We start from the raw sequence: 14,419 nt of genomic DNA, 5'->3' as shown, positions 1-14,419 counted from the left end.
GGTGAATCAGTCGACGCGCTCGACCAGCAGAACCTGCTCGTCGTCGTCGATTTCGCGCAGCTTGACCTCGATGATTTCGCGCTGCGTGGTCTGGATGGTGCGGCCTACGAAGCTGGCCTCAATGGGCAGTTCGCGGTGGCCGCGGTCAATGAGCGCGAGCAGTTGCACCTGGCGCGGGCGGCCGTGGTCAAAGAGCGCATCGAGCGCGGCGCGAATGGTGCGGCCGGTGTAGAGCACGTCGTCCACCAGAATGATTTTGCGGTCATTGATGTCAAAGCCGATGGAGCCGGGCGTGACGACCGGGCGCGTGTCATAGGTGGAGAGATCGTCGCGGTAAAAGCTGATGTCGAGCGTGCCGCAATCGACCGGGCGCTTTTCAATCGAGCTGATGAGGGCGGCCAGGCGCTGGGCGAGCGGAATGCCGCGCCGCTTGATGCCGACCAGGCCGAGACCGTCGGCGCCGTCGTTTTTCTCGATGATTTCGTGGGCGAGCCGTACGAGCGTCCGTTCAATCTCGGATGCGGACATCAGGCGGCCTTTTTCGCGGAGCTTGGGTGTGTTTTCAGACATGATGTGCAGAAAAGAGGTTCAAACGGGATGATACGAGCCGATCCGGGTGCGGGGCAAGGATAACGGTCTGTAAGGCGTCAATCGAGGGTATGCCGCAAGCCAATTTGCTTCCCGGTTTGAGGGCGGAATGAGGAAGCGCTAGGCTGTGGGCCGGGTAAACGGGCGTGTGCGCAGGTAGCGTCCGCCGATGGCGCCGCCCAGCGCGGAGAAGAGCACCATGCTGAGGGCCAGCATCAGGCTGCCGGCCAGAAAGACGGCGGCGATGCCGTAGGGCGTCAGCATGAAGTGCGAGAACCACGGCAACTGCGTGGCAAAGTCGGGATTTTGCTGCTGCATGGCGTGCAGCACTGACTGCATTTCGGTCTGGAACTCGCCGTCTATCTTTGGGCCCTGGTGGAGCACGAAGCGGTCAAAGACGAGCGAGGCACCCTGAATGGCCATGGAGAGCGCGGCGGCGACGATGCCCATGAGTCCGCCGATGCGCCAGCCGAGCTTGCCGTTGGTGGGCGACGTGGTGCGGCGGCGGTAGAGCGCGACGGTGAGGAATCCCCCAGCGAAGACCCACAAGGTGCCGGGGCTGAGCAGCGCCGAGAGCAGCGCGGCCGGTACGGCCACGAGCAGCGCCGCATGCACGGCGGCCCGCCAGCGCAGCATGCCCGCAGCCTGATCGATGGTGTGCTGTACCGAGCCCTCCTGCGCGGAGAGTACGGCTTCGCTTTCGGGCACACAGAGTTGCGGCGCGCCGCAGTGGGCACAGAACGGTTCTTCGCCGGTGAGGGTCTCGTGGCAGCGGTAGCAGGGGGTGCCCATGCACTTGAAGCTAAACTCTCACCGCGGCAAAGGCAATTGCAGCGGTGAGAGGCAGCGGATAGCGGATTGGACTCAGTCGGCCTTGGCGCTGCTCTGGTTGTCGTTGACGGGCAGTTCCAGCTCTACGAGCGAGAAGCGCGTGCCAGGGCCACTGTCTTTGAAGCCGACGATCCACTGATGACGCGGTGAGCCGGCGCGCAGGTTATAGCCGTTGTCTGAGTCATGCAGATCGACGTGAGTGTGCCCATGGCTTTCGTTGCAGGTGAGCCCTTCGTTCGTTGTGGTGGGCGTACCCACCGGCGTGTCGTCATTGCAGGCAATGACCGTGCCGAACTGTGAGAGCGCCTTGCGGTAGAAATCAACCACGTCCTTGCGCGGGTTTGACGTCTGGTAATGCACTACCTTGACCACGAGGTGCCACGGGCCGAAGCCCATCTCCACATTGGCCGATTTGTTGTCTCCGTCATCGGTGACCATCTGCGCGCCGGGGTAGGTCGGCAGCCCGAGCGAAGTGGCGGTGGTCTGGTTGGACTGCACATTCATGCCGCCGAAGGGCGTCTGGATCTTCACGTCCTTGTTATCGCCATTGGTGTTCTTGTGTACATCGACTTTGCAGCCGGTGACCAGGAGGCATCCGGCGGCGGTGAGCACGCAGGCCAGGCGGACGATGGCTGAAGGCAAGGGGCGAGACAGGGACTGATTTGCAGGCATGGGGAGCTTCTCCTCCAATTTCAACCAAAGTGTACGCGCAGACTTACGGCAGGGTTCCAAATAAAAATGACCGTCTGGCGGGCAGGGGCGATCCGAGGGGCGTGCGGATTCCGTGCCCGGATGGGGCAGCTTCGCGGCTAGAATAGAGTTTGCAGGCGGGCTGGGCGGCCGCTGCCGTGCGGGTGCAAGCCTGGGCGGGAGAGGAAAGTCCGGACTCCGCAGGGCAGTGTGCCGGATAACGTCCGGGATTGCAGCGTGAAGGCTGCAAGACGGCTAGTGCCACAGAGAAGATACCGCCGGATCGCCGTGAGGCGCTCCGGTAAGGGTGAAAAGGTGCGGTAAGAGCGCACCGCCCCGGCGGTAACGCCCGGGGGCAGGGTAAACCCCACACGGAGCAAGACCAAATAGGGAGGGAAGAACGGCGTGGCCCAGTTCGCCGTTCTGCGTACCGGCCCGGTGCGCCCACGTGGGCTTCGCAGGCGGCTTCGGCTGCCGGCGGCGGAAACCTCCGGGTAGGTTGCTGGAGCGCGCGCAGTAATGCGCCGCCTAGAGGAATGGCCGTCCTCGACAGAATCCGGCTTACAGGCCCTGCTTGCAGACTGGGTTCTGCCGCTCCTCAAGACGGAGCGGCAGAATGCCACTTTTTGCTTTTCTTTGAGTCTGTTCCGGGGAACCGGAGTGGCCGCCGTTGCGTATCTTTCCGCTAAGGTCTGGTTTCTTTGCGTGAGACCGCAAAGAGTCGTGCCCGCACCTTGTTACACTTCTGGAAACCCCGCGTGACATGCCCATCGCGCTCTGAAACCTGACGGGTTCGTGCAGCGGATGATGGGGAATTTGAGGGAAGACGGCTCCGCCATGAGATTCTGGGAAGCGCTCAAGATATCGCTGCAGTCGCTGTGGGCTAACAAGATGCGCACGGTGCTTACGCTGATTGGCGTGATCATTGGCGTTTCCTCAGTGATTACCGTCATCACGCTCACCAACGGAGTGAACAAGTACGTCGCCACCAAGGTGTATGGCTATGGCGCCAATGTGTTCACTGTGGGCAAAGAGCCGCAGGTGATTCTGAGCTATGCGGAGTATCTGAAATACCAGAAGCGTAAAGATTTCACGATGGCCGATTATGAGGCCGTGCAGCAGCTTTGCCATGCGTGCAAGCAGGTGGGCGCGCTGATTGACTCGTCAGGCTCAGTGGTAGCGGGCAAAAAATCGAGCACGAACACGGATATTCGGGGCTGGACGTGGAATATGCTCGAAATCTCGAATCTGAATATCGCGACCGGGCGAGCGTTTATTCCTTCCGACCAGACGTATGCACGTCATGTGGCCGTGATTGGCTACGACATTCAGCATGATCTGCTGGGCATGGGCGTGAATCCCATCGGGCAGCAGATTCGCGTGGATGGCGAGCCCTACACGGTGATTGGTGTGGCGGAGAAACAGGGTTCGACGCTGGGGCAGAGCCAGGACAACTTTGTTGCCGTACCGCTCACGACCTTTGAGCACACCTATGGCACGGGGCAGAGCGTTACGCTCTCGATTCAAGCGCCAGCCACGGGCGCGCCGCTCGATGCGGCCACGCAGGAGGTGCAGACCATCATGCGTGTGCGCAGACACGACCGGCCGGGCGAGCCGGATGATTTCTCGATCGACACGAATTCAAGTTTCATCGGCTTGTGGAAGAGCATCAGCTCGACAATTCTGATTGTGATTGTGGGCGTGACTTCGATTTCGCTGGTGGTGGGCGGCATCGTCATCATGAACATCATGCTGGTCTCAGTCACCGAGCGCACGCGCGAGATTGGGGTGCGCAAGGCGCTGGGCGCGCGATCAAGCGATGTGCTGATGCAATTCATGATTGAGTCGGCCACCATGTCGACCATAGGCGGAGCTATCGGCATTGCCATTGGTGTGGGCGCGGCTTACCTGGTGACGGCGCTGGTGCATTTTCCGTCGTCGGTGCAGTTGTGGTCGGTGCTGCTGGCGTTGTTTGTGTCCAGCGGCATTGGCATGTTCTTTGGTGTTTACCCGGCCAGCCGCGCCGCCAAACTGGACCCGATTGTGGCCCTGCGGTCAGAACTGTAAGGAGAGCTCGCGATGCCGATCAGCAATTCAGGAGAATCGATTCGCATGGCGTTCGATACCCTGCGCAACAACAAGCTGCGCTCGGGGCTCACCGTGCTGGGCATTGTGATTGGCGTGACGACGGTGATTGCCATTTCATCGATCATCAATGGGCTGAACAACAATGTTTCGAGCCTGGTCAGCTCATTTGGCACCAATCTGTTCTGGGTCTACCGCATGCCGTTGATTCAAACCTCGCGGCCTTCGCCCGAGATGCTGAACCGGCCCAAGCTCACCGTGCAGGAAGCCGAAGATATGGCGCACCTGCCGGGCGTGGTGGCCGTGGATGCGGGCATGCGCTACAATCCGGCTTTTCAGCCGGGAGACATTGGCGTGCGCTACGGCAAGAAGAAGGTCGCCGGGACGATTCTGCAAGGCGATATGGCCAGCCTGGCGCAGACGGAAGATCTGCATCTGCTGGCCGGACGCATGTTCACGCCAGAAGAGGCCAACCGGCATGCGAATGTGGTGATCCTGAGCCACGACACCGCAGCGCAACTGTTTGACCCCATTCAGAGCGCAGTCGGCAAAGAGGTGCAGATTGGCGGCGAGGTCTTCACTGTGATCGGCGTCTTTGACAAGACGAAGTCGGTGTTTGGCGGCAGCGGCAAGAATCCGGAAGACAACAAGGCGACGTTTCCGGATGGCACCTTCCGCAAGCTGCATCCCGAGGAGGACGACTACTTCATTGAAGTGAAGTATTCGAGCGATAAGGTGAAGGCCCTGGTGCAGGATGAGATCGAAAGCGTGCTGCGCCGCGACCGGCGGCTGCGCGCCGACCAGCCGGACAACTTTGTGATTTCATCGCCTGACGCGATCACTCGCCTGTGGACGCAGATCACGGGCGGTATTGCGCTCTTTATGGTGGCCATCTCAAGCCTGGGGCTGATGGTAGGAGGCGTGGGCGTGATGAACATCATGCTCGTCTCCGTAACGGAGCGCACCCGCGAGATTGGCGTGCGCAAGGCCATTGGCGCGACGCGCGGCAACATCATGATGCAGTTCACGACCGAGGCGACGACGCTGTGCGCCATTGGCGGGCTGATTGGCATTGCCATTGGCGGCCTGATTACGCTGGCGCTGCGGCTGATGCTGCCGGCAACGATGTCCACTTTCTGGTCGCTGACGGGATTTCTGGGTTCGTGCGCGATCGGGCTGGTGTTTGGCATTTATCCGGCATGGAAGGCGGCGCATCTCGACCCCATTGAGGCGCTGCGCTACGAGTAGGGCATTGGCGCGGGTGGCCAGTAGACTAGAGTCTGCATGGCCGCTTTGACTGTCGCCGAGTTGATCTCATTTCTCACCACTGTGCTGGCACTGGCCGGCTGCGCGTACTACTTTGTGGTGCTGTGGAGCGTGCGGGCTTTTCTGAAGCCGCAAGCCGGGGACCCGGAGTCTGCCGCAGGTGCGCCGTTTCATCCGCCGGTGACGATTCTGAAGCCGGTGAAGGGGCTTGATCCGGGCATGGATGAGGCCTTTGCCAGCCATTGCCGACAGGATTATGCGGGCGAATACGAGATTCTGTTCGGGGTTTCGAGCCTGGATGATCCGGCGGTGGCGGCGATTGAGCGGCTGCAGAGGGCCTTTCCGGAGCGCAGCATTCGCGTGGTGGAGTGCCCGGATTCGCTGGGGCCGAATGGGAAGCTGAGCAACCTGGTGCAGATGCTTCCGGCGGCGCGCTATGACACCTTTGTGCTCAACGACAGCGACATCACTGTGGGGCGGCATTACCTGAGCCGCATGGTGGAGCCGATGCGCGATGCGCGGGTGGGGCTGGTGACGGCGCCTTACCGGGGCCGGGCGCACGGCACGCTTGCCTCGCGGCTGGAGGCGCTGGGCATCGCGACGGACTTCTTCCCGGGCGTGCTGGTGGCGCGGGTGATGGAGAAGGGGATTCGCTTCGGGCTGGGCTCGACGCTCGCGTTTTCGCGGCTGGCGCTGGTTTCGGCCGGGGGCTTTGAGCCGCTGGTGACGCAACTGGCCGATGACTATCAACTGGGCGCGCGCATTGCAGCGGCGGGCTTTCAGGTGCACTTGAGCCACGAGGTGGTGGAGACGAGCGTGCCGGCCTACAAGTTCGGAGCCTTTGCGGCACACCAGCTGCGGTGGGCGCGGGCGGTGCGTGTTTCGCGGCCCGGGGGCTACTTCGGGATGATCTTCACCTATGGCCTGGCGTGGGCGGCGCTCAATATGGTGGCGTCGGCGTTTGACCCGTTCAGCCTGGCGCTCTTCAGCCTGGTGTTTCTGGTGCGGATGGCCACGGCGCTGGGCGTGGGCGTGGGCGTTCTGGGTGACCGGCAGGTGATGCGCGACCTGTGGATGCTGCTGCCGCGGGACCTGATCGCGCTCGGGCTATGGGCGTGGAGCTATGCGTCGGACACCGTCGTGTGGCGGGGGCAGCACTTCAAGCTGCGCAAGGGCGAGCTGGTGCGGGTGAAGTAAATGCAGATGCAGGCGGATTGCCAGATGGCATGGTTTCGCGAAGTGAACGTGGGGTCGGCGGACCGGAAACCGATGGTCTGGCTGTAGTCGGGCGCGCTCAAGAAGGTGGGCGGGCAGTGGAAACTGGTGTTTCTGGAGAGCCAGCGGGCGGCTCCGAAAGCGAAATAAAAAAACTCACATTAACGTCCTGGAAGTGGCTGATTGTAGGGGGCTTACGCGAGACTAGTCCCGCAAGTCCTTTATTTTCAATGCGTATTAGTGTTGGCTGTCTCGTGAGGATGCCCTGTTTTCAGGGCATTGTTTTGTTGGGTCTGGGGAGGTTGGGAAGTTTGATTTCTCTCCCCTATTTTCAGGATAGCGAATTTGGGGGTAATTACCGGCAGGGTTTGCGGAGTCTTGGGATGGTTGCGTGGGGCGAGGAGTGCGGTCGCGAAGATGTTTATCCCTCGGGGGCTGAAGCCCTTTTCTTTTGCGACGTTGATGTACGGGCTGAAGCCCGTACCCTTCATGGCGGAGAAGATGCAGGTTCCTCGGCTGTCCATCCCGGTAATGAAGAGCTGTTCCGGGAGGCCCCGGTTCGGCTGTTGGCCTCAGAATGACGCGCGCGAGGGGTGAGTTTTCCTCTGGGAAGTGGCCGGGGGCTGAAGCCCGGTTCTCTATTCGCGGTTTATGGCATGGCTGAAGCCATGCCCTGATACAGGCGTTGCGGTTTGGGGCGGGCCGCAGGTTGGAGATTGTCGATCCCGGGTCCGAACGGATGGACCCGGGGCACCCTGGCTTGTGTGGGGAAGGTCGCGATGCACAAGAGAAAACCCCACTCAAGCCAGAGCCGGGATGGTGTGGAGCACTACGCAGAATAAAACCCCACTGAATCCAAAAGCGGGATTGAATGGGGCACCGGCTTAAGATGCAGGTTCCTCCGCTGCACTTCGTTTGGTCGGGATGACAAGGGAGGGTGGGTATCGAAGCCTTCGACCGGGATGACGGGTCAAGAGAAAAACCCCACTCAATCCAACGGCTGGATTGAATGGGGCACCAGTTTTTCTTCTACTTTCCTGGGTGTTGCGGTGTTGCTCAGGCTTCGAGGGTTTCGAATTCCTCTTCTTCCTCTTCGGCGTGGCGGCGGAGGAGGTTGGGGAGGTTTTGCGAGAAGGCGCTGCGGGGCATGACGGTGTCGCAGCCGGCCTCGATGGCCTTGGCCTTGAGGTCGCCCTGGATGTGGGAGAGGAAGCCGATGATCGAGGTTCCGCGCTTGAGCTTGGCCTTGAGCTTGGGGATCAGCGTAAGCGGCTTCGCGTTGGCGTTGTTGAGGTCGAAGATGATGAGCGACGGGCGCTCCTCTTCAGGCGCGTCAGTGAGCCTGGCGATGCCCTCTTTGTCCGCGCCCTTGAGGAAGCCCACCTTGATGCCGGTTTTGCGCGAGACTTCGTTGATTTTGGCATTGAAGAAGAGATCGTCAATGAAGCAGAAGATGCGCGTGGGCGCGTCCTGACGCATGGAGACGGGCGCCTCGTAGGGCGAGTCAGCATAGCTGGCGATGTTGCCGTTGGGGCCGCCGTTGCTGCGGAAGTCCATGGTGGACGGGGGGGCGTCGGCCACGTTGCCGTTGGTGGCGCGGTAGCTGTGGTCCATGGGGCCGACGAAGGAGGGCGGCTGCTTGCGCTGCTTTTGCTTGCGCTGCTTGCCGCCGTTGCCGCTGCCGTATCCGTTGCCGGGGTTTTGCTGCTTCTGGAAGAACTTTTTCTGCTTGCGCGGAGGCTGGCCACCGCTGGCCTGCTGGCTGCCCTGGCTTTGGCTCTGGCCCTGATTCTGGTTTTGCGCGGCGCTTTGCGGCTGGCCGTTCTGCTGGCCGCCCTTGCTCTTTTTGCGGCGACGCCGTCGGCGGCTGCTGTGGGAGGGCGAGTTCTGCTGGCCGTTGGCGGAGTTATCAGCGGCGGATGCGGCGGGCGGCGGAAAAGCTGCCGGCGCTTCTGCGAAGCCCTGGGGCTCGTTTTGCTCTGGTGTCATGCTTGCACTTCCTGGTGCACTTTACGTTCGGTAGCCGGGACTTTTGGGAAAGCCCGCAGGCCTGGGTTTCAAGCTTCTGTGTTGAATCGGAGGGCCGACAGGCCAATGGTGCCGCGAGTGAGGGGCGCAACGGGATTGGCGGACTGGGTCCGCGTGGTCAGGCTGCGCCACCGCATCAAATCTCGAACGAGCAACACTCCGAAAGGTTTCACCAACCACCGGATCACGACTGCGTGGACAGCAGGGATACAGGGTGAATTCTTTTTAAGATCACAGGGTTCTTGACTGTCGAATCATGCAGCGAGCCGGAAGGCATCAGCCGCTCGATAGGCAAAGTTGATAGTACTCCCTGGGGCATGCCTTGACAAGTCATCTTGTGAGACTCGCGACTGGCCTGCTTGCCTTCACTAAATTGTAACGTGCGAGGGGCGAGTTTGCGAACGAAAAGGGGCGGCGGGAAGCGGAGCTGGTTCCCATTTCGGGCCTGCTTCGGCCGGGATCGGCCGAAAGCACAAGCGCCGTCTGCGTGTGGGCAGACGGCTGCTGTGAATGGCCAGTCACTGGCCTCCCGGAAAATGCCCGCTCCATTTGTGGTGGAATCTGGGACTTGTTGCTCCGGCCGGGGCGAAACCCTGTGGGTCTCAGCTCTCACGTACCGGAGCGGTCTCGCTGGAGAGGTGCCTGCGTGGGAACCTCTTCGCGTCTCTGGCTGCCTATCTATATGGCAATCCTCATGCCGTTTGTGGTTTTTATTGTTTTCAATGGCTTAAGGGTTTAGGGGCGGGGCGGAAATCCGAAATCACATAGGTTGGGCGTTGTGGGAATTCATAAAATCATAAGACCAATGGCCGTCGAGGCAATTGCGTCTTTGGCGCGGCGGAGGTTTTCCCGATTTTGTGAAGCTGGATTGATTCCGGGAGTTTCCAGCTTTACGAAGAGCGGCGGAGAGGCGTAGGGTGGAAGACGTTCGGGTAGCATCCCCCGCTGGAGGGGAGCTGCACTGGAGAGAATGATGAGCCTACCGCATTTCCGCAGCGCCGATGGCGCCGCCGGGCAGGGTGCCGCCAAGGTGACCCTCGCAACCCTTCAAGAGAAAAAAGAGCAGAAGCAGCCGATTGTGGCGCTGACCGCCTACGACTACGCCACGGCGCGGCTGGTGGATGAGGCGGGCGTGGACCTGATTCTGGTGGGGGATTCGCTGGCCATGGTGGTGATGGGCTACGAGAGCACCCTGCCGGTGACGGTGGACGAGATGCTGCACCATACGAGGGCCGTGCGGCGTGCGGTGCGGCGCGCGCTGCTGGTGGCGGACATGCCGTATGGCAGCTACCAGGTGACGGTGCATGAGGCAGTGGCGAATGCGACGCGCTTTGTAAAAGACGGCGGCGCGGAGGCCGTGAAGATTGAAGGCGGCGCGAGCCGAGCGGAATTGGTGGAGCGGCTGGTGGATGCCGAGGTTCCGGTGGTGGGGCATCTGGGGCTGACTCCGCAGGCGGTACACCGGATGGGCGGCTATAAGGTGCAGGGCAAGACGGTGGCTGCGATTGGGCGGCTGCTGCACGATGCGCATGCGCTGGAAGCGGCGGGCGCGTCAGTGCTGGTGCTGGAAGGCATGCCGCGCGAAGTGGCGGCGCGGATCACGGCGGAGGTGGGGATTCCGACGATTGGCATTGGCGCGGGGCCGGATTGCGATGGGCAGATATTGGTGTTTCATGACCTGGTGAATTTGAGCTTTGCCAAGCCGGCGAAGTTTGTGCGGCAGTATGGCGATGCGGCGGCGCTGTTTCGCGAGGCGCTGGCCGGGTATGTGCGGGATGTGTCGGGCCGGAGCTTTCCGGCAGACAGTGAGAGCTATCACTTGCCGGCGGAGGCCCGCGAGACGATGGCGCGGAAGGCATGATGCGGCGCGCGGAGACGATTGCGGAGATACGGGCGGCGGTAAGGGAGCTGAGATACAGGGAGAACCCACGTCTCAAAGGCGAGACGTGGGGCACCCGCAGCATTGGCTTTGTGCCGACGATGGGCGCGTTGCATGAGGGGCATTTGTCGCTGGTGCGCGCGGCCAAGGCGGAATGCGATGCGGTGGTGGCCTCGATCTTCGTGAATCCGACACAGTTTGGGCCGAATGAGGACTTCGGGAAGTATCCGCGCACGGTGGAGGCGGATTGCGCACTGCTGGAGCGCGAGGGCGTGGATGCGGTGTTTCTGCCGCAGGTCGAGGAGATGTATCCGGCGGGTGCGACGACGTGGGTGGAAGTGGAGGAGCTGAGCGGGCGGCTGGATGGGGCTTCGCGGCCGGGGCACTTTCGCGGCGTGGCGACGGTGGTGGCGAAGCTGTTCCACATTGTGGGGCCGGACCGCGCGTATTTTGGGCAGAAGGATGCGGCGCAGGTAGCGAATCTGCGGCGCATGGTGCGGGATCTGGATTTTGATTTGGAAGTGGTGGTGTGCCCGATTGTGCGCGAAGCCGACGGGCTGGCGATGAGTAGCCGTAACCGTTACTTATCGGTGGAGGAGCGGCGGCAGGGTTTGGTATTGTCGCGGGCGCTGCGCGCGATGGAGGCCGGACATGCGGCCGGCGAGCGCGATGGGCGGAGGCTGCTGGCGGCGGGCGCGTCGGTGATGGCCGAGGAGCCAGCGGTAAGAGTGGATTATTTGCGGGTGGTGGATCCGGAGACGCTGGTGGATGTAGAGGCTGTGAGCGGACCCGCGCTGGCGACGGTGGCGGCGTATGTGGGCGCGACGCGGCTGATTGATAATGTGCTGCTAGGGGAAACTCCCGCGGCCTTTAAATTGTGATTATTTGTAACTATAAGTTGGGTAATTGGAAGCGGCAGCCATGAATGGCTGCCGCTTTGCGTTGTGAGCGACTACAGGAAGGTTTTGGTGTCAGTTATCTCCGCTGCCGGTTGAGGTGTCTTGTATTTGCGAGATGTCAGCGACGGTGAGCAGGAAGTTTCCGGAGCTGTCACGCAACAGGAACCCATGCACTTCAAGATTGGCGGACGACGTCAGGGAAGTGAAAGCCGTGGTGCCGAGACTGTCTTCGTATTGCGTTTGCGCATCGGTAGCAGCGTTGAGCGTAGTGAGGGACTGATAAGTGGTGAGGAAGGACGAAGCTGGCAGTTGCAAGGCAAATGTGTAGGTGGGTGAGACGCCTTGGGGAGAGCCGGTGAGGGTTCCGCTGAGGCTTTCCGCGGCGAGACGAACCGATTGCGCAGTGATGGCGGAAGATGCGGAGCCGGTGCCGATGACCTCTACGGATTGGCCGGGAAAGATTTGCGCGTTGTTGAAGGCAGTCGCAGCGATGCCCTGCTGCACGGCGTCTTCGCTGACGCTGTAGGCGGTGGATGCATTGAGCATGACGGTCAAGGGCGTGTGCGTTGTCTGATCGCCGTAGTCCTCACGTGGAACAAAGGTAAACGATGTTACTGCGCCGGTGTTATCGCTGGAGACGGCGGTGATGATGCCGCTTCCTCCGCTTTGCGTTCCCTGGATCGCTTGTCCGCTCATGCTCACGGAAATGTTGGTGGCGAGCAGGGTTCCGTCTGCCTGTATGGCGCCCACGACGGCGACGATGGAGCCTGTCTGGATGGTGGCGGCAGAGGCTCCGTTGGAGAAGTGAGTAGAGGAATTGATGGCGAAGGTAGAGGAGAGGCCGGTGTCAGAAGACTTAAGAGTGATGGAGGTGCTGCTGATGGCGGTGACTGATCCGGAGACCTCGACCTGGCGATCGGCAGAGCTTTCACCATCGATGGCAGCGGCCGCCGAAGTGATGGAAGGTGTGAAGCTGAGAGTTGTGCCGGTCAAATTGAATGACTGCGCAAGATTGAAGTTGAGGCGCAACTGAACATTCTGACTCGTGGTGATGGACAATGCCGGGTTGAGGGCGATGGTCGCCTGCGTTTGAGAAAGAGCCGCCGATGAGGTGGTGACCGCATTGCTGGAATTGAGGTAGGTGGCCTGCGCGGCACTGATCGTCACAGTGACGGAGTTATAAGTTCCGGCGGGTACGCTGATGTTTTCGAGCGGCTCCTGAATTGCGCCGAGACTGGAGAGTTCCACGGGTTCCGGAGTATTGAGAGCGATGACCGGGCTGCCGCCTGCGGCGGGTGTGAGCGCAATGGATGAAATGGTGACTTGCGCGGCGAGAATGCTGCTGGGCGGTGCGTCGCCCACTGTGATCAGCATGGAAGAACTGGAGGAAGAAGCTGGGGCAGCACCGGTTGATGGGCTTGTGTATGCCGCCATTGTTCCATTGCTGCAGCCGGTGAGCAGCGCGAGACTCAGCGTAGCGGCCGTGAGCGTGCAGATGAGGAACAGAGATAGTTTACGGCTCATGATTGCCTCCGCAGGGGGAGATTCCGATCACAATCTACTGCAGCCAGAACTCAGAATGAATGACGGCGTAGTGAAGTTTGCGTCATAGATGACAATGACGGTTACGAATGTTTTGTGAGTGTTCGGATTGTCATTCCGTGTTCGCCTGGAGGAGTGCTATAGAGCCTGCGAGGGCGCAGGCGGGAACGGAAGCTGAATATTGACGTGGTTCATCAAGACGAAAAAGATAGCGAGACCACGCAACAGATCGATGCCATCAAGACGCTTCCAGCCGGGATTGTTCAGCGGGTTAGTCTCGCATAAAGGGATGGCTCCAAAGAGTGGTGATTCCCACGTAAGCTGGGGACATGCCTGTCCGCGAAGTCAGGGGTTCTGGTGCGCCGCGTTCCACGTCGATGACGCGTGTGCTTGGCTATGGTGCGTGCGCGCTGGCCGGGTGCCTGTGGGGCACGGGTTTTTACTTTGGGAAGATTGCGCTGACGGAATTGCCGGTGGGGCACATGGTGCTCTACCGGTTTTTGTTTGCGTGTGTGGGATTGCTTCCGGTGGTGCGGTGGCCGCGCTTTACCCGGCGTGCATGGGCGTGGCTGCTGACGGCGTCGTTTGTGGGGATTCCGGTGCAGTTTCTGGTGCAGTTTTATGGGCTCTCGATGACGACGGTGAGCCATGCTTCGCTGATGGTGGGCACGATGCCGGTGATTTTAGCGGTGGGTGCGTGGCTGTTCGCGGGCGAGAAGCTGGATTGGAAGGGATGGCTGGCGCTGGCGGGTTCGACGACCGGCGTGGCGCTGATTGTTCTGGGCGGGCGGCATGGCGCGGCGGGCGGCAAGGGGCCGAGCCTGGCAGGCGATCTGCTGGTGGTGCTGGCGATGGTGTTTGCGCTGGGCTGGATCCTGGTGAATCAGAAGCTGATGCGGGAGGGGCATTCGCCGCTGTCAGTGACGGTGTGGGGATTGCTGACCGGCACGGCCATGCTGGCGGTGTGGGTGGTGTGGCGGCAGGGTATGCCGCCGGTGCATGGGCTGAGCGGGCAGGTGTGGTTTGCGCTGGCGGCGAGCGGGCTGGCCTGCACGGCGGCCACGACGCTGTTGTGGAACTGGGGCATGCATCGTGTGCCGGCTTCGCGGGCGGGTGTGTTTTTGAATATTGAGCCGGCGCTGGGATCGATTCTGGGAGTGGAGTTGCTGGGTGACCGGCTGGGGCCGGGCGCGTGGCTGGGCGGCGCGTTGATTATTACGGCTGCGGTGGTGCTGACGATGACCGGGCATGTGGAACCGGACAGTGTGCTGGAATAACCGGCGAGCAGAATTATTTTCGAGCGGGAAGAACGAAGGGAATGAAGTGGTTCGCTGCCGAATGGTCTTGCCGCGTGGCGGGACGGCGTGCGGGCCAAGGCAACGCGGGTATTTCTCCC

11 protein-coding genes and 1 other RNA gene are annotated in these 14,419 nt (G+C 61.3%); 7 read left to right on the top strand and 5 right to left on the bottom strand.

The annotated features are described in order from the left end of the window. Positions 1-6: 6 nt before the first annotated feature. The 3 genes from pyrR to ACP_RS09595 form a co-directional block, all read right to left on the bottom strand. Entirely contained in the window at positions 7-570 is a 564-nt protein-coding gene (gene pyrR / locus ACP_RS09605) for a bifunctional pyr operon transcriptional regulator/uracil phosphoribosyltransferase PyrR (protein WP_015897116.1), read from the bottom strand. A 138-nt stretch (positions 571-708) separates the two neighbouring features. Then, positions 709-1,380 (bottom strand): hypothetical protein, encoded by a 672-nt coding sequence (locus ACP_RS09600; RefSeq protein WP_041839463.1) that lies wholly within the window; start codon positions 1,378-1,380, stop codon positions 709-711. Positions 1,381-1,452: 72 nt separating this feature from the next. Further along, on the bottom strand, positions 1,453-2,091 hold the full coding sequence (locus ACP_RS09595) for a hypothetical protein (protein ID WP_015897113.1): 639 nt from the start codon (positions 2,089-2,091) through the stop codon (positions 1,453-1,455). A 152-nt stretch (positions 2,092-2,243) separates the two neighbouring features. Between ACP_RS09595 and rnpB the strand changes: the two genes are divergently transcribed. The 4 genes from rnpB to hpnI all read left to right on the top strand — a co-directional run bounded on the left by rnpB (position 2,244) and on the right by hpnI (position 6,657). After that, an RNA gene (gene rnpB, locus ACP_RS17565) (RNase P RNA component class A) lies at positions 2,244-2,690 on the top strand. Positions 2,691-2,946: 256 nt separating this feature from the next. After that, positions 2,947-4,176 carry an ABC transporter permease gene (locus ACP_RS09590; protein WP_015897112.1) on the top strand — a complete coding sequence of 410 codons (1,230 nt, stop codon included), beginning with the start codon at positions 2,947-2,949 and terminating at the stop codon, positions 4,174-4,176. Between the two features lie 45 nt (positions 4,177-4,221). Then, positions 4,222-5,442 (top strand): ABC transporter permease, encoded by a 1,221-nt coding sequence (locus ACP_RS09585; RefSeq protein ID WP_238525521.1) that lies wholly within the window; start codon positions 4,222-4,224, stop codon positions 5,440-5,442. Positions 5,443-5,478: 36 nt separating this feature from the next. Further along, entirely contained in the window at positions 5,479-6,657 is a 1,179-nt protein-coding gene (gene hpnI, locus ACP_RS09580; protein ID WP_015897110.1) for a bacteriohopanetetrol glucosamine biosynthesis glycosyltransferase HpnI, read from the top strand. A 1,074-nt stretch (positions 6,658-7,731) separates the two neighbouring features. Here the strand turns inward: hpnI and ACP_RS18465 are convergent. Beyond that, entirely contained in the window at positions 7,732-8,664 is a 933-nt protein-coding gene (locus ACP_RS18465) for a hypothetical protein (RefSeq protein WP_041839461.1), read from the bottom strand. 1,012 nt (positions 8,665-9,676) lie between these two features. Between ACP_RS18465 and panB the strand changes: the two genes are divergently transcribed. After that, positions 9,677-10,564 (top strand): 3-methyl-2-oxobutanoate hydroxymethyltransferase, encoded by an 888-nt coding sequence (gene panB / locus ACP_RS09565; RefSeq protein WP_015897108.1) that lies wholly within the window; start codon positions 9,677-9,679, stop codon positions 10,562-10,564. Continuing rightward, a complete protein-coding gene (gene panC, locus ACP_RS09560; protein ID WP_015897107.1) occupies positions 10,564-11,463 on the top strand; it encodes a pantoate--beta-alanine ligase in 900 nt (299 codons plus the stop codon). The genes panB and panC overlap by 1 nt, the downstream gene beginning before the upstream one ends. Before the next feature lie 90 nt (positions 11,464-11,553). On the opposite strand, the gene ACP_RS09555 is transcribed toward panC, so the two are convergent. After that, positions 11,554-13,005: a DUF5666 domain-containing protein gene (locus tag ACP_RS09555; protein ID WP_083770568.1), complete on the bottom strand. Its 1,452-nt coding sequence runs from the start codon at positions 13,003-13,005 to the stop codon at positions 11,554-11,556. Between the two features lie 347 nt (positions 13,006-13,352). Between ACP_RS09555 and ACP_RS09545 the strand changes: the two genes are divergently transcribed. Beyond that, entirely contained in the window at positions 13,353-14,300 is a 948-nt protein-coding gene (locus tag ACP_RS09545) for a DMT family transporter (protein WP_238525520.1), read from the top strand. Positions 14,301-14,419 lie beyond the last annotated feature (119 nt).

Origin of the sequence: Acidobacterium capsulatum ATCC 51196 (assembly GCF_000022565.1) — a bacterium.
Classification (GTDB): Bacteria; Acidobacteriota; Terriglobia; order Terriglobales; family Acidobacteriaceae; genus Acidobacterium; species Acidobacterium capsulatum.
This window is presented reverse-complemented; position numbering and strand designations above follow the sequence as displayed.